The sequence below is a fragment of the Psychroserpens algicola genome, assembly GCF_014526325.1.
Lineage (GTDB): Bacteria > Bacteroidota > Bacteroidia > Flavobacteriales > Flavobacteriaceae > Psychroserpens > Psychroserpens algicola.
Map to the genome: position 1 here is coordinate 295,813 of NZ_JACNMJ010000001.1, position 21,537 is coordinate 317,349.

Annotated in this window: 10 protein-coding genes; all 10 read right to left on the minus strand. The window is 35.7% G+C overall.

Going from position 1 to position 21,537, the window contains the following annotated elements; all coding sequences use genetic code 11:
• Positions 1-11 precede the first annotated feature (11 nt).
• Positions 12-1,352 (minus strand): sulfatase-like hydrolase/transferase, encoded by a 1,341-nt coding sequence (locus H7350_RS01195; protein WP_204344047.1) that lies wholly within the window; start codon positions 1,350-1,352, stop codon positions 12-14.
• A 48-nt stretch (positions 1,353-1,400) separates the two neighbouring features.
• The gene (locus tag H7350_RS01200; RefSeq protein ID WP_204344048.1) at positions 1,401-2,825 is read right to left on the minus strand and encodes a BNR-4 repeat-containing protein; all 1,425 of its coding nucleotides are present in this window, start codon (positions 2,823-2,825) and stop codon (positions 1,401-1,403) included.
• 7 nt (positions 2,826-2,832) lie between these two features.
• On the minus strand, positions 2,833-6,324 hold the full coding sequence (locus H7350_RS01205) for a glycosyl hydrolase (protein ID WP_204344049.1): 3,492 nt from the start codon (positions 6,322-6,324) through the stop codon (positions 2,833-2,835).
• 6 nt (positions 6,325-6,330) lie between these two features.
• Entirely contained in the window at positions 6,331-8,448 is a 2,118-nt protein-coding gene (locus tag H7350_RS01210; protein ID WP_204344050.1) for a polysaccharide lyase family 8 super-sandwich domain-containing protein, read from the minus strand.
• Positions 8,449-8,486: 38 nt separating this feature from the next.
• Entirely contained in the window at positions 8,487-9,674 is a 1,188-nt protein-coding gene (locus tag H7350_RS01215; protein WP_204344051.1) for an alginate lyase family protein, read from the minus strand.
• Positions 9,667-11,931 (minus strand): glycoside hydrolase family 78 protein, encoded by a 2,265-nt coding sequence (locus H7350_RS01220; protein ID WP_204344052.1) that lies wholly within the window; start codon positions 11,929-11,931, stop codon positions 9,667-9,669. Before H7350_RS01220 ends, H7350_RS01215 begins: the two co-directional genes overlap by 8 nt.
• A gap of 169 nt (positions 11,932-12,100) precedes the next feature.
• Entirely contained in the window at positions 12,101-15,145 is a 3,045-nt protein-coding gene (locus H7350_RS01225; protein ID WP_204344053.1) for a glycoside hydrolase family 2 TIM barrel-domain containing protein, read from the minus strand.
• Between the two features lie 127 nt (positions 15,146-15,272).
• Positions 15,273-16,718 (minus strand): sulfatase, encoded by a 1,446-nt coding sequence (locus H7350_RS01230; RefSeq protein ID WP_204344054.1) that lies wholly within the window; start codon positions 16,716-16,718, stop codon positions 15,273-15,275.
• A gap of 36 nt (positions 16,719-16,754) precedes the next feature.
• A complete protein-coding gene (locus H7350_RS01235; protein ID WP_204344055.1) occupies positions 16,755-18,755 on the minus strand; it encodes a hypothetical protein in 2,001 nt (666 codons plus the stop codon).
• A 9-nt stretch (positions 18,756-18,764) separates the two neighbouring features.
• Positions 18,765-21,536 carry an alpha-L-rhamnosidase gene (locus H7350_RS01240; RefSeq protein WP_235989237.1) on the minus strand — a complete coding sequence of 924 codons (2,772 nt, stop codon included), beginning with the start codon at positions 21,534-21,536 and terminating at the stop codon, positions 18,765-18,767.
• Position 21,537: the final 1 nt, after the last annotated feature.

Sequence of the window (21,537 nt, forward strand, 5' to 3'; positions counted from 1 at the left end):
ATTACCAATTACTATTCTGTTCTAAATGCTTCAATTTTTTGATTCAGTTTTTCGACCAATTCAGGATTACTGCTCGCAATATTTTGTTTCTCAAAAGGGTCTTCATCAATATTAAATAATTGAATTTTTTCGTTTGGTTTTCTAACCGCATCAGGCACAATCAATTTATATGGTGGCGCAATTACTATAGTGTAAAACAAACTAGACTCTATAGTCGTAAAATCGTGTGCGTAGATTTCTCCAAAAATCTCTTCTCTATTCTGAAGTGTTTTTTTGTCTAAAACATTGATGCCTGGTAAGTTTTTAGGTTTATCAATATTCAAAATATCTAGAACTGTTGGCACCATATCAATACTACTTACAACAGTCGTCGTATCCATCTTAGGCTTAATTTCTCCTGCCCATTTATACATAATAGGCGTACGCATTCCCAAGTCGAAAGGCGAGCGCTTTGATATTTCATTATACTTGCTATCATTTAAATTTTGCACCCAACCATTATCACATACATAAACAAAAAGGGTGTTTTCAGTTAACCCTTTTTCTTCAATAATATCGAATAATTCGCCACAAGTTTCATCAAACCATTCGCACATGGCCCAATACTTGGCAACATATTCTGTAGGTGCTTTTGGAAGATATTTATCTAACAAACGTTTTGGCGGTGTATGTGGTGCGTGTGGTAAAAAAGGTGCATACCATAAAAAGAACGGCTTTTTTTCTTTAATAGCTAAATCCACGTAACTGGTTAAAGTATCCATTCCTTTTCGTCCAATTTCTAAACCATAATCACCATGACGACCTCCACGATTTGGATCTCCATGAGTCATTCCATAATCAAATCCACCAACTTTATGATTACCATGCCACCATTTACCAGTTTGAAACGATAAATACCCTTTTTCTTTCAGTAAATCAGGCAATGTCGTTAAACGCTCAAAATGAGTAATCATAGGCTTATAGGCCTCACTTCTATTCTTTCTCTTAACTGCTCTATCTTTAGCCCTTTCATAAGCCACATCGTTTCCAAGGATGCCATGGTCTTTTGGATACATTCCTGTGATTATGGTTGCTAAGGATGGTGAACATAAGGAAGTTGGCACATAACCTCTGGTGAATGTTAGACTTTCTGAAGCAAATTGATCTAGCCTAGGTGTTTCAATATTGTCATCTCCCATAAAACTGTAATCGGTCCATGATTGGTCATCTGAAAGGATGAATACAATGTTAGGCAATTGCGACTCTTCAGCCTCTTTTTCGTCTTTATCTATCTTGTTTTTCGTCTCATTTCCGCAAGAAAAACAAATGGCTGCAAGTATTATTAAACAACTTATATGGCTTAATCTCTTCATGATAATTATTCTATTTATTTATCTGTTTTCTATTTTATTTATTATTTGCTACTCATCTTCATTTTTTAAAACCTGTGCTTCATTTTCATTACGCATCACAGCTCCATTATCTCCTAAGAGGTACATCTTTCTGAAATCTGATCCTTCATCTTTTTCTCCAACAATCAGTCTAGCATCAGGATGCGGATTATCAATTAGAGAAGATATCACAAATCCTGAGTTCTTTCGACTTAAAAGGACAGGTCCTTTATTAAAGGTTTTTCCAGCATCAGAACTGTCCCATCGACTTATTTCTCCCACACCATCGTTGGTCTGGCTTTCTAGATATAGGCTTACTTCTGTGTCTGATTTTACGTCGAAAACACCATCCCCTTTCGGAAGATTAGAAGTGTCGCTTTTTAACCAGACCTGTCCATCCCATCTAAAATGTTGCATACGTTTTGGGCCACTTCTGTTGGCTCCTACGTCTGGACCAACCAAGACCCCTACATTTGGATTACCATCTGGGTCTACGTCTGTTATCGCCTGAAACGTCCAATCATCAGCGATAATACTCACTAAGGCTTTTTCATCTGCCAATTCCTTGGTTAAAGGCATTGCTAAAGGTTCGTTTTTTACGTTTTTCCATTGATTGGTTTTGGTATCAAAAACCATGTAATAAAGGTTATGCCGTTCTGGAATATGCCCTCGTTCGTCCTGAGTGTTATTTCTATCTCTACAAATATGATAATCGAATGCCACAATAATATCGTCTCCATTACCTCTAGTCACCCAAGGATACCAAGAATCTTCAGCTAATATATCTATTCTGCGTTTGTGTTTTAGAAATGAAACGGGTTCGCCGAAAGTGACACCATTGTCGGTTGATTTTTGATACACCCAATTACTTCGATGTGCTCCGTGACGATAAAATAAATACATATCGCCATTATCCATTTTTATAAACTGACTGTAGGTGCCAAATACAGAAATATTATCCAGTGTTTCCCATTCAGAAATATCTAAAGGTGTTTTAGAAACGGCATGCAAGTTTTTACCGTAATGGTAATTGCCTAAAGGGTTATCACCATCATCAGGTGTCCCACCATGACCTCCAAAAGCAATATGAATATAGTCCGCATCATCAATAAGGATAGCCGGTTTACCGTGATTATCTATTCGTTTTTTTCGATTTGGGTCTTTACCCATTTCGCTAATTCCCGCTTTATATGGGCCTTTCCATTCTTTAGTTTTATGGTTATATGACGCCACATAAGGGTCTTCTAAAGCACCTTGGTAAGCCACATAAGTAATGCCTTTATGGTAAATACCAGATGGATGTTGCACAATGGCCACCGCATTTCCAAAACCATTATCGGCAAAATAGTCCACCATTTGATGTTCTTCTGAGGTTGCTTTGGCATCTTTGGTTTTTGATGCACATCCTAAAAAGCAAAAACAAATCAAAAGAGTTTTAAAAACGTGTTTATTCATAACCATTTTAAAGTTTAATGCTTTTATAAAATTGAATCTGTACAGGTCCCAAAAGTCCGGATGTTTTGAGTTCATCATTTTCGCTCCAATGTTTCCATGACGGAAACGTGGTTCTTTTACTAGGTCTTTCTGTATTATTGAGCAACCAATCGGGTAAATGTTTTATTTTATTGCCTTTACGTTCAAAATCTAATTCCAATTTTTCATCGCCAATTAATCGGTTTGGCCATAGGTTGGCTACTTTAATTTCAAGGGTGTTTTCTCCAGCTTTTACAACATCAGTAATGTCTATTGTGAATGGTGCTTTCCAGAGTATTCCTAATGTCTTACCGTTTATAATCACTTCGGCCATAACGGCTACACTTCCTAAATCCAGTTCCAGTTTATTATCAGATTTTAAGTGTTTTTTAGACAATTTGAACGTCTTTTGATAATTCGCTGTCCCTGAAAAATACTGAATATCTTCATTTGAAGATTCTGACCAGGACATCAATTCATCGAACTTTAATTTAGTTTCTGAATTAGATGCCGATGGAAATGAAACGTCCCAAGCACCTGATAACGTAATTGGCTCAGGCACAGATTTGACCTTAACAGTTTTGGTTTTTCCAGACGCACTTGTGCACATAAGATTGCCTGGATAAGGTGTCAACCATTGCCCTTTTCCTTTATTTAAAACTAACTCAGGTTTGCTGATGTTTTTTGAAAGATTTAAATATCTTCCCTTTGGAATGAACAACGTTTGTTCTTCACTATCTGTTATAAAGGTTATTTTTATAGCCGTATTATCGCCTTCAGGTGTTTGCCCATCAATCAACTGATTGTTTACAGGAATACTGTATTCTTTTGAAGCTATCTTTTCTTTGATTTTATTGGTAACATCATAAACTGGAAAATATTTTGGTACGCCTTTAGTTTCTGGCTTAAATTTTCCAAAAACAGCTTTTAATACTTTTAGTTGTTTATCGCCTCCATCAATGTCAACAAACTCTTTTTCGCGAACATATTTGGTTTTTATCTCATTGCCAATTTGATATTCCATTCTGAATTCTTTTACATAACCCATTGCAGGGTCGCAATCACAAAAATGCCGTGTGGCTTGTATATGCAACTGATTGTCTTTTACCTCAGCAGCTACTTTATCTGTAATATCCACCACACCTTCTTGTAGAAATGTACCATATTCAGCTTTTATAATTTCTAAATTTGAAAGCGGTTCCAATTGAGGGTTTTCAATATCCATTTGTGCAGAAACCAAATGGTGTTTTGCTTTTGAAGCGTTCTTAAACACCACGAATACTGCTTCTTCTAAACCTAATTGAATTGGCAAACTTGTGGTACCATCTGTATGATTTTGCCATAAGGCTGGTTTTTTAATTTCGCCCGTTTGAGCATTCCAAAGTTCTGGCTGCTTTCCTGACACTCGAAAACGAACATCTATTTCCTGGCTTTCTTTTCTAGCATTCGCGATAAAATAAATATCGGCTTCTTCGGTTTTTCTGTGCACGAAACTGATATCTGAAGCATCATCGCTTTCAATTTTAAAGTCAGGGGGTAATTGGCTTTGTTTTAAAAAATCTACTATCGAAATATCCTTTACTAATTCTTTAGTCCATAGTGAATTCGTTAGTTTTTCAACTTCCATATCGCATAAAGGGAAGTTTTCCAAACTTGGTGATTTTTCGGGCTTAGAGCCTATGACTTTTCCTCCATTCGTGACTAATTCTTGAATTTTTCGTAGTGTTTCAGGTTTAATCCAATCAGATTCAGGTAAGACTAAAACCTTATATTTTCCGCCAACAGGTGTACATATTTTTCCGTCTTTTACGAATACATCCGACAATTTATTAGAACCGATTAAATCATAATCGTATCCCAAGTTCTTGATTTCGGGTAATAAAAAAGCGATATTGGGTGAAGATTCTCCCGTAAACACCAAAACATCGGCTACATTTCGACCTTGTTGAAGTAAAAACTGAGAACGTGCGATGTAATCCATAAAGCCTTTAGCTTGGCTCCACCAGGTATTTAATCGATTGAAATCAGTACCATGATAACTTAAGGCCAATCCTGGTGCCACGTCCCAAGGTTGGTGCACATAGGTGTGAAAAATAAAACGTGTGATGCCTTCTGCCCAAGCCTTATCGCCAATAGATTTGAGTTGCGCAGGATGATCATCCCAACCACCAATACCTGTAAACGATTCGGCTCCAACGATGGAACTTCCATTTAAATGTGCAATAGAGGATACGAACTTAGGCGAATCAAAAAACGGATAGCCTCCACTCCAAAACTCACACATTACAATATCTCCAGTCGCACCAACTTGCATATTATCAAACGGTCCCCAATAGGGTTCTACTGAAAATTTCAATCCATTTTTATGGCATAACGCTCCAAAATGTGCGTAATAATTTTCAGCTATTAAATCACCAATAGTTCTCCTAAAATCCCAGAGAAAGCGTTCTGTAACTTCGCCACTTTCAACATAATAACCTGCTAAAGTTGGCAAATATGTGGTTAAATCATAACCTCTTAATTTTTCGAATTCAGCATCAAAACCAGTAGTCCAATTTGTGGTTCCAACTTCATAACTATCAATCAAACAATTATTTACTGTAGTACCTACTAAATCTCCTAATGTATTAAGAATGGGTTGAATACCACCTTCCCAGAAGACATCTACAGCCTTTTTACTCATTTTATCTACTTCAAGACCGCGTCCACTTTCTGGTGCTGGATGATTTGTTTTTCCTTTAGCTGTATGTCCTATTCTTAAAACAATCCATTCGCCTTGAGGCACATTCCATTCTATAAAACCGTCTTTGCTTAGTTTTGACGTTAAATCAACGATTTCTTCTTTATTAATAAAAGCCGAAGTAGGAATGCCTTTTGTATCTGGTAATAAATGATTGCGAATACGTCCTGTAAGATTTTTATAATCTAATCCATCAATTTTTATATCCACGTTTGGTTTAGGAAATGCTAGTACTGCAATATCTCTGTAATAGTTTAATTTGGTTTCGGGTTGTGGTAATTGGTCTTTAAATAATTTTCCACCTCGAACCATAACTTCGCTAAAAACCGTAGTTTGCATGGCATATTCTGGTGTCATCCAAGGTCCTCCAGACGATGACCAACCTGCGCTATTATGAAACGTCAATTCTAAACCTAATCGTTTGGCTTCCTGTGCCGAAAATAAAAACAGGTCTAACCATTCTTCACTTAAATATTTTATTGAACCTTCTGGAAAACCTAAATGCACATTAAACAATTGGGCTTCTTGAATGCCCACGTCTTTCATCGCCTCCAAATCTTTTGTGATTCCGGATTTAGAGACGTTACCACTAATCCAATGCCACCAAGTTCTTGCTTTGGCTTCGTTTGGTGGATTTTGAAATCCAGATTCTAATTCATCCATTATAGGTGAGTTTTGACCATGTACTGCTATGCTCAGCATAGCTAGGAAGAAAAAATTAAATATGATTATTTTTTTCATTGCTTTTTATTCCTGTTTTTGTAATTCCAGTTGAACTGTTTTTCCTGCTTCATCACCTGTCGGTAACTGTAATGTTATCTGAGTTTTTCCGTTGACATATTGACTGCCATTTGCTTTATATTTACCAGAAATAGTTATGGTTATTTTAGTCAATTTGTGCGTTGGGTCACTTACTAATATTATGAGTTGATTTGCTTTTTCTTCTAACATCATCATGCAAGGTTGATTCACCGAAACACCTCCTTTTATACTTGATATTCCTTTTGAATAAAACACCATACCTGCCAATGTTCCATCCATGCTTTCAACAGATTGTAGCGCTTCATTATTCACGATTTTAAAAGGCTTATTTTTATTAAAATCCTTCAGTTTTGCTTCTGTTGCATTAGGCACCAAAATGTAATTGTATTTTTTATTTTTAGGTTGTTTACCATGAGTAAACCATAGTTTAAAAATATGTTCCGTTAGTATCACCGGACGATAACGTTTTGCAACTTTAGTCCAACTGCCTTCTAAAATATTTGTTGATAGATTTATGGTTCCTCCATTTGGAAATAAATAGCCTATGTTATCGTGTAGCAACCAATCGGGATTTATCTCTTTGTGTTTTCTTACATTAGTTTCTACTTCATCATCTTTTCCTATAACAACTCCTCCCCTCGCAAAGGCTTGATTTATGGCTGTCGTAACTGGATATTCTGTATTTGCTGAAATTCCACTTCCCAAACACACAATTTTATCATCAAACATAAACCATGATTTTTTAGCCTTTAAACCATCACGATTATAGTCCATTGCAGCAATTCCATTTTCTCCATTACTAACACCACCAACAAAAACACTATTGGTTTTAAAGTCACTAAATTTTATAATTGGTAAAGGTTTGTTATCTTGAATAATTGTAGTTCCTGGTAATTTTTTCCAATCCCAAAACGGAAAGATATTTTCATATTCCTTTCCACTAATGGATAGCAGCGATACACCATCACCCAAATAATAACCTTGAATATTTTCTTGATTAACCGATTCAGTTCCAACCACGCGTGTCGAACTCATTTTAACGGAAAAGTAAAAATCTTTTGTTCTGTGTACTTGAAAATCGGATTTCCAGAAATGTTTGTTTCCTGATAGAATTTTTGAAACTAAAGCATCATCATATACTTTTGAATGTGCTTTATCCAAGACCTTCATTTTATGAATACATGCTTTTAAACGTGATGCTTTTTTAGCTTGTTCGTTTTCAAAAAGTTGTCTGCCAGATGCGCTTATATCATAGGTGTCATCCCATAATATCCATTGCTGACCTTTAAGGATAATGTTTCTTAAAAATTCAATTTTGTTGGCTTCAAAATGATATGGTGTGTCGTGAACAAATGAGTAACACTTTATCATATCTTCTAAATACGACAGACCGTAATTACCAAATTGCAGTTGTGCGCCATGTTCGTGATACGACCAATCTGGTTTTACGCCAACACCTTTTGCTATTTGTAATTCGTTTTGAATGGCTTTACTTGCAATAGCCACAGAATCTGGTTTTCTTAACAACAGTGAACGCAACATGACGTTGGTAGATAACCATACTTTATTCTGCCCAGACATTTTTATTTTAGCACGATCAAGCAATACTTTAGCTTTTTTAAACTGCTTTTCACTTAACTCTGCTTCCATTAAAAAAAGTGTCGGCAATAATAGCTCTGGCACTCCAATATGTTGATCGTGCCAATTGGTGCTTAAAAAATCATTATCTAACCAATAATTTAAACTTTTATGGATTTTTTTTGAGAGATTATTATTCAGATAATATTTAGAATCTTTGTTCTTGTAATTGATAGCTAAGGATTGAACATGCTTTAAATGATTTTTCACAGGCCATCCACCTCTAATTTTATTAGAATAATCTATGGTTGCCCATGAGCCATCTTCCTGAAAATTTTGCAATAATTCTTCAATAGTATCATCATCATTTTCTTGATTCAAATAATATTCTATAACGTTATTATGAAGTTGTTTTAATTCCTTTGGATACAGAAATTCTGAACCATTACTTGTACCTGAATTATCACAACTACATATTATAACTGAAATAAACGCAATACAAAAATGGATAAGATTTGACTTCATATTATTGTGTTTTCTAAAACAATTTTAAATTCAATAATTTAGTTTTTAACCTCATTTTTTTGGTTTAATAAATGAAGTGCTTCATCAAAAGATGTTTCTTTCAATGTTTTACTCACATAATTTAAATCAGCGACTAATTTCTCTTCGGAACTCTTTATACTGGCAATTTGCTTGTACTCCCATTCTTTTTCTTTAGTGAGATAAGGTACCATATATTGATAGCCCTTCTTTATACTTCTGCCATCTTCTGACTCAATATTCCATAAATCAATTCCTACTTTTTGTCCTATACGCACCAATTCCATAAACCCATGTAAATTCATAGTTGAATATGAAAAGGATTTGGTTCTTTTGAGTTCTCTTGGTTGACTTCCATCTGGTTCAATTTGACTAAAGATTCTTGCCTTTGTTACGGTAGACAGATGGTTTTTGACCTCATCTGCTCTATTGAGATATAATAGTATATTAAGCAATTGAATATCATAATGCGTTCCGTGATTATTTTCTCTTGTGGCTTCTTCCTTACCTAATTCACTGTTTTGCAACCAATCGGCGTATTCTGACAACCATGACTCCATACCTTTCTTCGTTTCATCGTCAAGTTGATTTCTATCTTCTAATACCTCTAAGCATTTAAGGACTTCAACTAAACCACCAAACTCAATAATGCCAAAACATCGTCCATCATTTTTCCCTGGTATAGATTGGCCATAATTAAGATTGGGATTCATTTTGGTATCCGCATCTAAAAACCAAATATTAATTAATTCTACAGCTCTATTTGCATAGCTTATATTATCGCTTAAATAATAAGCATTACTTAAGTCTCTAATTGCTCGTAGAAAGTTTTCGTTCTCAACAAAATCAGTATAATTGTTTCTTGTCTCCGGATTTATTTCACCGTCTTTTCTTATATATGGTAATCCGTCTGCTGTCTCAGGATTAGGCCACCAATAAGGCCCAATACTCATATAATCGTGTTTGCTTTTACTTGGTGGAATACCTACTTTATTTACAACAGAAAACGTTTTACCTTTCAGTAAATTATCTGCTTTCTTGATTAGTTTCTTATAATTATCAACGGCTTTCTTATTGCCCTTGTTAATCAGATTGTTTTGACTCTCTAGTTTCTGATAGTCTATGACTCTTACTTTCTTTGAAGTTTCTTGCGCAAAATTACAACCCAAAAAGCCTATTAGGCATAAGACTAATATTTTTTTAATCATTGTCTATTATTTCTAAATTATCAAAAAGATTCCCGTGATATGAACTAGCAAAAGCAACGTAACCATTACTAACGATATGAGTTGCTTGGGTAATAGATTTGTTATCAACAAAAACTTCGACGTCTTTATCTTGAAACCTTATTTTTAATTGGTGCCAAATATTTCCATCAAAACCGTTAATATTTCCTTTGGTCAACGTTTTTTTATTATACATTAACTTCCAATTTCCACTTCTTTCAATCAAAAATCGATAACCGTTCAAAAAACTTCCTTTTACACGTCCGCCTAATTCCACATTTCCATTTTCAATATAAATGTCTGCACTACAGGTGAAATTTTTCCAATTAACGTCTCCTATTAAAGTGTGCGGTTTTATATTAGTTCTTCGGTAAATTCGCATCCAGTCATAACCTGGTTCTGGCGCAATTTGTTTTAAGCAATTGGTGCCATCTTCTTTTAAAGCGATTTCAAAACTTCCTTTTTGATCTGAATGATACTTTGGTAAGTCACCAACTTTTCTATCCTCGTAATCTTCTTTATATGGAAATGGAAATGCTTTAGATTCAGGAATCTCATAAGCTCCTTTTTGTTGACCAGTTGTTGTGGTTAAGGAATAAATGCTTTTGGCATCAAGTTGTATCGCAAATGAACTTCTTTCTGGGATGATACTTGCTAACTCTACAAATTGATTTTCTGCATCCGATTTCCAAACATAAATCTTGTCGTCTGCTAAGCCCTTTTTAATTTTCACCTCTAAAGTTTCTGCATTTTCAGTACAAATAATCATACTCCAGTTTGTACTGTTCTTATCTTTCAAAGTAACAACACTTCCTTTATATGTTGATGCATCAAACAATCCACAGGCTTTGTCTAAATATTGCCATTTGTGTGGCGTTGCAAATTGTGTAGTATGCGCTGTTGCCCAAATTGTTGGCCAAACCTTATAATATCCACTCCAAGGTTCATTGGCTTTCATTGCGCCTGCCTTATCCCATGTTACAGATTTATATACTGAGCCAATAGGCGCCCAAATCATTGATTTTGTAATTTCATCTCTAATGTAAAATTTATTGTATAGTCGTGCTAAGTTGAGTGCTCCAGCACCATCCCAATCTTTGCCTGTCCAGCTCCAATCTTCGCTTGCCCAAAGTGGTTTTCCCGATTGTTTTGCTTTCTCTGTGGTTGGGCGTCCACGACCATCTACCATATTTTCAGTAAATTCTCTACCGGAAACATAGTGATAACCTACTGCTTCAATGACGTCATCAAACTCACTATCTTTTTCTAAGTCGTCAAATATTTTCCAGTCACCACTGTTATCATCAGGGCCTTGAATTTTTACGTTTTGATAACCACTGGCATCTAAAGTTGGTCTCATATGGTTTACTAACCAATCACGATCAGTATCATTTTCATTTTCTGCGGCTGCCACCCAATCTATATCTAAATCCCACTGTTTTTTTGCCACATCTAAAAAGGCTACAAAATACTCAGCGGATTCTTGCGTGTAAATGTTTGGTTTTAACCACCCAGGAAAACTCCAAGGCAGATACTCAAGAATCATATCTGGATTTCGATTTTTGGCTTCTCTCATCAACCAGAACTCATATCCTCGAGAAACTGGATTTTTCAATTCTTCTCTCGTAAAAGCATGTGAGGGTTCTGATCCACAAGTAGAATTTTCTCCTCCACCCATTTCAACTTTTAAATGTTGAAAACCAGCACCAAATTTAGGCTTGAATAAAAGGTCTAAAATTTCACCTCTTATCGGGTCTTTATAATCATATAATAAGTCTGTTGAAGCACCTGCACTAACCGCTCCAACACCTTCAAAAGTTCTCCCTTTATCTTTACTGTTTATATGGATTTTTATGACACCTTTTCTAGATTTAGAAAACACATAAGGTTGAAATGCTTTTTCAGGATTTTCTATTTCTCCCATTTCAAACCAAGACACTTCACTATGCACTGCGCCTCGGTTATTTCCCCAAATGGTAACTTTCCAGTACACGCGTTGTCCGTTTTTTAAAGGTGCTCCTGAATACTGTATGACACTAGATTGTGATGAACTGGTTGGTCCTGAATCCCAAAGATCTGGATATTTTAATTTTTCGGATGAAGTTGCCATTACAATTCTATAACCTCCTTGTTTAGGACTTTTTGCATCACCTATAAAAGTCCAACTAAAATGGGGTTTATTAATAGTTATACCTATTGGATTAGTTTTTGATTCACATTTCAAATCTTTTACCTCCATAGCATAGGTATTTGAACACATAAAAAATATAAAACATACTATTTTGTTCATCACACCAATACTTTTTTACAATTCAATCTTTATTACAACTATAGAACAACAATACTGCGTTAAAAACCACTAGTCCACTAATAATAAATACTATTGTTATCATCTTTAATATACTATTTTAATCTACAAACAACTCGTCAATAAAAGGACCACTTTTACCTGTCGTTTCTAATTTTATACTATTAGCACCTGCTTTTAATGTGATTATAGCGGGCACAAATTTCCACTCTTTTTCCCAACCACCAGTTGTCTTAAATTCTAATGTTCTGATGTATTCGTCATTGACGTACAATTTCATAGGATGTAATTCTCCTTCATTGTTATGCATGTAGCGAAAACGAATACTATAATCGCCTCCTTCGCCGTCATTTTCTTGATAAAACTCTAAAGAACCTTCTTTTCCATCAAAGCGTACAAATCCTGTTCCCTTGTAACGTCGCGCTTCTGTACTTGCCTTTGCTCCACCTTCTAAGATGCCTTCTTCTGCAGAAATATTGATTCCTCTACCAATCCACATATCTTTAGAATGTTCGTCGCCCCAAAACAAACCTCCATTTTTTCCGAAAGCTTCTTCCATTTTTAAAACAGTCTTACCATTTTGTATAACAACAGCTTTTACTGTGGTGCCATCTGAAACCTCAAACTGACCTTTGTAAACGGCACCATTTGTTTCAGGATTATCGCCATTGACTGTATATAGAATTTCTAAATTATCAACATTTGAATTTCCTAAAACTTGAATCTGTTTGGCGTCAATGGTGATTATATTTGAAGTATATAATGCTTTATCACCTAAAATTGATGCCCTGATAATCGAAGCCGCTTTAGCACTGGGTAATTCTCTTAGGAATAGTCTTGTTTTTCCAAAAAATAAGGCTCTATAATCTGATTTTGTTCGACTAGTAGAATCAATAGGATTTCCATTTTCCATGGAAATCTTCTTCACATCACCTTGAATATTATAATAAACTCTGTTTTCTCCGTAAGGGTATAAATTATTGTTTTCGTCTAAACTTTCTGAGGTGATAATATGACTTGTGGTAAAACTATCTTCAGCTTCTAATTTCTGAATTGTTGTTTTTAATTTTGAAGGTTGTTTACTTGTTGAAAAAGAGGTGCGTTTGACTTCCTTGCCATCGTTATAAGCTACGGCTTCTAGTTTTCCTTCTTCATAAGGCACTAGCCATTCGCATTGCATTTCGTTCCAAATGATTCCTGATTGGTCTTTTCCTAATGATTTTCCATTTAAAAACAACTCTACTTCATCAGCATTAGAATACACCCAAACCGGAATAACCGTTCCCTTTTTCATTCTTGGATGCGTCCAATGTGGTAACATATGAATCATTGGTTCTTTGGTCCATTGACTTTGATAGAAATAGAATAAATCTTTTTTGAATCCAGCAACATCTAAAGCACCACCCATAAATAAATTGAACGGTAAACCTCCATGTACTAAACCAGCTTCTCCATAATAGTCAAAACCTGTCCAACGAAAATGACCACTATGCCATGGGTTATCTCTCATGACTTCCCAATATTTTCTTGCCGACACTCTTACCGTTGCATTATCATATGACGAATTGAAACTTTGCTTTCTGTTTCTCCAGTTTTTAGGATTAATGCCTTCATAAAAGAAAATCTCTTTTTCTGTTAGATTTGGCAAATCATACGTACCAGGCAACTCATTATCACGCCACCAAGTTTGGGTGCGGTAATAACCTCTAGTTTGCCAGGTATGTGGTGCTTCCGTTGAAATAAATGGTTTCTCTAATTTTTTGCCATTCATCCCATCTATAAACGATTTGGTTTCAGAACCTCCATTAACGCCTAAAATATCCATGTCTTCTGGATTTCCTGCGCCTGAGGTAAATAATCGTGTTGGGTCTAATCGTTTACCAAATTTCACCAATTCCGGCGCCACATCGCTATGTGTTTCATTGCCTAAACTCCAGACAAAAATACTTGGGTGATTTCTATCTCTGGTTATCCACTCTGTTACATCACGTTGCCACCATTCATCAAAAGCTTGCTTGCCATAATCTTGAGGTGCTTTTTTATGCCAACCATCAAATATTTCGTCCATAACGAGCAAACCGATTTCGTCGCAGATATCATAAAACATTGGTGGTGTTGGATTGTGTGATGGACGAATGGCATTGATTCCCATATCTTTTAAGGATTGAAGTTTCCAACGCAACATCGGTTTTGTCCAAGCTCCTCCAACTGGACCACCTTCCCAATGTTCGCAAACCCCTTTTAATTTTACATTTTCACCATTCAACCAAAAACCAGTCTCAGTCTTCCATTCTACGGTTTTGAAACCAAAAGTCGTTTCTACCTCATCTATAATTTTTTTTCCATTTAAAATTTGAGTCACAGCCATGTACAAACTTGGACTTTCTGGACTCCAAAGTTTTGGGTTCTCTATTTCGAATTGATAAGTTGGATTGAATACTTTTAATTGTTCACTTTTACGAGTTAATTCGTTTCCTTCTGGTGACAATAATTTTACCTCATAATTAAGGTTCTTTATGTTGCCGTTAATTTCTGCATCAATGTTCACAATTGCATTTTTATTGGAAATTGAAGGTGTTTTAATAAAAATACTGTTTGGTTTAAAATGTGTTGGGTTAACTTCTATTAGTTTTACTTGTGCATACATTCCACATGGATGATACCAACGAGCTGAAGGCTCTAAACTATTATCAACTCTTACGGCAATTGTATTTCTTCCTGCTTTTAAATGCTTAGAAATATCGTATCTAAAACTGATGTAGCCATATGGTCGTTTTCCTAAATGGTTGCCATTGACCCAAACATCGCTGTTCATATAAACGCCATCAAAATTGATGTAGGTGATGCTAGAAAGACTTGTTTTGTTGACATCAAAAGATTTACGATACCAACCAATACCACCATCGTGATAACCACCACCTTGACCTTGGTCTCCACCTTTCCGCACGCCTTTTTCAAAGGACCAATCGTGTGGTACGTTTAATGTTGTCCAAGATGAATCGTCGATGTTTTCTTGTGAAAAATTGGCGTTATCCTCTAAAATAAATTGCCAATTATTATTGAAATTTGTTACAGACCGCTGCGTATAAACAAGATTTACACCTATGAATAAAAATAGAAGTAATAGCGGTTTTTTTCTTTTCATTTGATTGACCTTGACGCGTCACTCAAACTTAATTTTAAAAATTATGAATATAATCCTGTAGTGTCATGCTTTGACTAAGTTAATTTTAATGCTAAAAATGTGAATTAAATTAGGTTATAAATATGTATTATCTTCTTGGCTGATCATTTTGCGAAAACGGTTGACCCCTAGGAAACTGTTCTTCTAATAGTTTTTTCAGTTTCTTTTCTATTTTTTGATGCGTTTTATTTCCTGATAAATTAACATAAGCTAACAAACTATTTTGATGCTCATAGAGTTCTGCTTCTAATATTTCATTCGTTACAGAATCTCTCCATTCGGTATATCTCCAGTTACCATCAGTAACTGTACAACCCATTATTTTTTTACCTCTCGCATAAACACTAAATGCTGCTTCATCCCATTTTTTATTGGGTTTATCAATAACCGAAAGAAAACTTTTGCCGTCAGAATCTGGTCCTTCCAAACCGCAATACTCAACTAGCGTAGAAAAGATATCCACATTTTCTATTAAAGCATCAGAAGTTTTACCAGTTACTCTTTTTTTATAGCTCGTTTCTCTACTAACAATTAAAGGCACTCTAACATCTATTTCTAAATTAGATTGCTTACACCATAACGCGTATTCCCCAATTTTATAACCATGATCGCTCATAAAAATCACCATCGTATTTTTTCTTAAATCTAGCTTTTCTAAGGTTTCCATGACTTTCCCTACTTGTGCATCTATGTAACTGATTGAAGCATGATAACCATGTATTAACTCTCGCGTTAAATTATCATCTAAATCACCTTCTTTAGGAATTCCGTGATAGCTTTTTAATTCTCCCCATTTCGGAAGTGCCAACCTGTAAGCGCCTTCTGGTTTTTGCCTTGATGGAATTTTAAAATCATTTTTATCATATAAATCCCAGTATTTCTTAGGTGCATTATAAGGCAAATGTGGTTTACTTAAACCTACAAACATTATAAAATTATCGTCTTTTACCTTGTTTAAAGTTTCGATGGCATAATTAGCTGCACGTCCGTCTTTATAGGCGTCGTCTGGTACATCTGCATCTTCAAAAGCAGGTCCTTTTAAGGGTTTTACGCCTTCGGATTTTAGGCGTTCCATTAATGCTATATTTTCAGGTTTATGGTAACTGTTTGCTTCTTTTTCGAAATAGGTTGTCCATTGGTTTTTATCATCACTACCATGATGATATACTTTACCAATACTTACCGTTTTGTATCCATTGTCTTTGAATAATTGCGGCATTGAAACCACCTCTTTATGCACTTTACGTAGTGGTGTGAAAATACTATAAATACCAAGTGTTTCTGGACGTAAACCTGTTAAAGTGCTCATTCTGGAAGGTGCACAAATAGCTTGTTGTACATAAGCTTTGTTAAACATAACACCTTCTGAGGCTAGTTTGTCTATGTTTGGTGTCATTGCGGTTTCGCTTCCATAACAACCTAATTCTGCTCTTAAATCATCTACATAAAAAATTAATACATTAGGTTTTTCTTTTTGAGCAGAAACTGATGTGTATGCACATAGTATGAGAAGTAAACCTATAATTTTTTTCATTTTTATAACCATTGTATTATGCGATATTGATTCGTACTACTTTTCTATATAGTTTAATAAGATATTTTTGACATCGTCGACGTTTCCTTGTTCTAATCCACCATTAGTAGCTCCTGTAATCCAATACAATACCATACCAGCATCTGAACAATCCCACTTTCCTTTTTGGAACTTTACGATATTATCTAGTTCTGCCAGCTTTCCTTGAATCCATATGCCTTGAATTCTAGGGTCCGAATGATTTTTTGCCCAATCCCAATCTTCAAGATTAACTTTTAGCTTAATATTCTGGTCAGGAATCCGAACTTCTTCTACTCCAAAATCTAATATATCTTGCCATTCGTAGAAATCGCCTGCATCATCGTTTGCGGAATGATGGGTTACGACCTTGACAAATTGATGCTTTTCTTTTGGCGAAGCTTTTAGAGCAAATCCGATGATATCTGGTTCACCTGCTTCGATAATCCAAAGTGGGTCCTCTGCAGTAGAAATGCTTATGGCATGTGCTAAATCTTTAATCGTCTTTTCCATTTGCCATTTCGCATCTAAAAATGTAAGTGACTCAAAACCGCCCCATCGTCTTGCAGTCACGTCACAGGAACTTTGCATTAAGGCGTGACGCTCTTTTTCGGCGGACTCTGAGATTCTTTGGTTTCTCATCAAATCACAACTGTGTGAGTAATGCACCAATCTGTCCTGTAGTCCTGATGCTCGTAACAAAGCAATAGAAACTGCCGTTCCGCCAAGGTCATCAGGATCTGGTGAATTACCATCTGCTACAATGGCAATACGACCTGCAGGTGCTTTAATTATAGGTGCCGTATGTTGCACCACTTCTATGTTGCTTTCGAATGGTGTTTTTATAATCGCTTTACCTTTACCTACTGGTGCAAAAATGATTCCCGACCAACGTGCTCTAGCCCATTCTTTTCCATCGGCACTGGCTATTTTTGCTACGACTGTAATTTTATCACCTTTTTTAAGTTTTACATTTTCCCAAAGCGCATTATTATTTTCGCCTTCTTCAAAAACATCTTTTGATAATGGCGGTTTAAACGTGCCTAATTTTTTACCATTAATTAATATTTTAAACTCCGATTGCCCATCATTTTCTCCCACACCAACAAATACCAAATCATAGGTTCCATTTTTAAATGTAAAAGTTGTCGATGTTTCGGCTTCTTTTTGTTTATTTGGATTAATACCAAGCCATTTGCCACCTGCATGCTTGTAAAATCCTGTACCTTTTATTGGAAAATCATCAATAGGCAAGGTTTTATTTTCAATATTGGAAGCTGCAATTTGTTTGTAATAGGATTGCATAGGCCAAAGCGTAGTGACCTTTAACCCTTCATCTATTGGAATATATGAGCTGTCCTTTGTTAGAATAAATTTATCAAACTCAAAACCATCCTCGCGCATACTAAATTGTATGTCATGAACTCCCGCTTTTTCAATATCTAAATAGATTTCTTTTGGAACACCACAATGCACTTCTTTTGTACGTTGCTTGTTTTCCCATGTCCATTTATTTTTTCCTTCGCACCATTGCATACGTTGACCATGTTCTGGCCACTCACCATTTAACCCAACATGTACGCCATTATCTTCGCTTCCAGTACTAAAAGCACGTACCCATACATAATAGCGTCCTGGATTATTTATTCTGACTTTATAATGTAAAACACCAATTTCACCAGCTTTATTAGAGAAATTTTCTCCTTGAATGAGCTTATCGGAATGCGTGACTCTAGTATCTGGTAATATTTCAATATAAGCAGCATTACTTGCTCCTGAATGATGTTGCGAATCTACATCTCGACTTACATGAGACACAGCGTCTTTTGAGGCGATATACCATTGTCTAACTTCTGATTTACTTTGCTTATTAAAGTATTCGGCTTCAACGGCTACCATGCCATTATTTTCCATAAAAATAATAGCGTCATCAACAATCGGCCTATTGAAAATTGTCGATTGGGCATTCAAAAATAAACTTGATACTAGAAGTAAACATATTATAAATTTTAGCTTCATTTTTTCAACTTATTTAAGTTTTGATTGAAATGTGTATGTCCCAGGCTGCACTTCTAATTCAAAAGTATCGTTTCCTGTGGCAATCAACTTCATATTTGAATTATCTTCAAACGTTTTTCCATCAATTTCGAGTGCTTGGTTTGTGTCAGCAGGAATAATGACTTTAGCCGTTGTATTTGGTGGAATTACGACTTCCAAATCGAACTTCCCTTCCACAATTTCCCATGAAGACGATACTTTTCCGAAAGGTGTGTTTAAACTTACCGAAGCAGATGTTAAGGGCTCTTTGGCTTGAGGCGCAATTTTAATGACTTTATATCCTGCTTCCAAAGGTGCAATGCCTGCAATACGTTCATACATCCATTCACCAATGGCACCATAGGCGTAATGATTTAAACTATTCATGCTCATAGGATTGTAACCTTCGGTTTTGCTGTAGCTATTCCAACGTTCCCAAATGGTTGTCGCTCCTTGATTGATAGAATAAAACCATGATGGATAGGTTTCATTGAATAATAATTTATAGACCAAATCTACCTCACCCATATCGTCTAAAACTCTTGACAACAATGGTGTTCCTAAAAAACCTGTTCTTAGATGATAATCTGCATCTTTAAGCTTGCGCAATAAATTAGTCTGCGCGTTCTTGATTTTAGATTCAGGCAATAAATCGAATGCTAATGCCAACAAATAAGAGGTTTGCGTTTCAGTAACACCTTTTACTTTTCCTCCATCATCAAAAAACTCATCATCAAAGGCTTTTGCTACGGTTTGGTATAGTGCTTCGTATTTAGCTTGCTCTGCTGTTTTACCAAGAACTTCGGCAGTAAGAGCCGTTAATTTTGCAGAATGCGCAAAAAACGCCGTACCAATTAAATTTCTAGAGGTGTCTCCTCTATTATCACCACTTTCAGGAAAAGGTTGCAACCAATCTGAAAACGACATCATATTAGAAATATGTTTATTTGATTTTTTTTGATGATACCCAACCCAATTCTTCATCATCTCAAAATTATCTTCTAAAAAACCTACATCGCCAGTACGCCTATAAATTTTCCACGGAATAATTGTACACACATCTCCCCAACCTGAGCTTCCAATTTTATTGCCACGCGAATCTGGAACCGTCCACGGAATTGCACCATCTTCTAACTGTGCTTCCCTAACACTTTGCAACCAACTCGCCCAAAATTTATACACATCTGCATTGAACATGGAAGTTGGCCCGAATACCTGCGCATCTCCTGTCCAGCCTAAACGTTCATCACGTTGCGGACAATCTGTAGGGATATCTAAAAAATTACCTCGTAAACCCCAAACAATATTGCTTTGTAGTTGATTCAATTTATCATGCGAAGAGGTAAACGTACCGTTATCATCAAAATCAGAATATAATACTAGACCTTTAATCCAATCTTTTGAGGGCTCTTTCGACGTATCAAATCCGCTAAGTTCTACATACCTGAATCCGTGAAACGTAAACTTAGGTTGGTATTCAATAACTCCATCTTTAGAAGCAATATAATAGTCGGTAGAATGCGCACTTCTATAATTTTTAGTATAAAACGTACCATCTGGCGATAGCATTTCAGCGAATCTAATTTGAAGCGTATCACCTTTTTTCATCGGAACATTGACAACAGGAATACCTACCATATTTTGTTTTAAATCAAATACAGCCGTTCCGTGGTTACTAATTATCTCTTGAGGCTCTAACTCTATTTTACCTTTTACAGCAGTGTGTCGCTTTGGCTCTAACCTAACATTATCATCAATAGCTGCAACTTCAACAGATGTCCATTCTTTATCATCAAAATTGTTAGTCGTCCAATTAGCCATTTCTAAATTCGCATTATAAATTTCGCCATCATAGATTTCTGCGAACTGTAACGGACCATTAGTCATTGCTTTCCAACTACTATCAGAAACTATAATTTCTTTGCTACCATCACTCATCCTCATTTCTAACTGTGTTAATACTTTTGGCGAAATGGTATTATCCCATGGTGTTGTTCCCCAAAGTAAACGACCAGAATACCAACCAGAAGCCAGCTCAACACCAATGGTGTTTTGCCCAGATTCGATTAAATCCGTAACATCATAGGTTAAGGTTTCAATACGTTTGTCATACGTTGTAAAACCAGGTGACATCGCATCGTCTGAAACGTTTTCACCGTTGATTGACACATCGAACACACCTTTAGCTGTAATGTATAAGCGTGCTGAAGTGACATCGTCGGATAATTCAAATCCTTTTCTTAAATACTGTGGTTTATGTATAAGTACTTTTCCTTTTCCACGAATGCTATCCTTAGCGGTATCTAAACCAATCCATTGAGCTTTCCAATCACTATTGTTTAATAAACCCAATTCGAAATGATTGGTTTCACTCCACTTTGAAGCTCCATTATCTTGATTCCAATATTTAACTTGCCAATAAACTTTTTGACGAGATTCGAGGGGTTTTCCTTTGTATGTAATCCAAGTTGATTGCTCAGAAGTTTGCTTTTCTGAATCCCATAAATCGGCATTATCAGGTAATAAATTTGGGCTACTAGCTGCTACAATGTGATACGCAGACTGATTTTTATTGCTTTCTGACACAGGTAATTTCCAAGAAAACGTTGGGTTAGCATCATAAAACCCTAATGGATTTTCAAACCCTTCGGACACTGTTAAATCTTGTGCATTTTCTAATGAGCCTTTAGAGTCACAAGACATTAGGACACTCAAAAAGACCAAAGCGTATGCTAAATATTTGAAATTGGATTTTTTAAACATG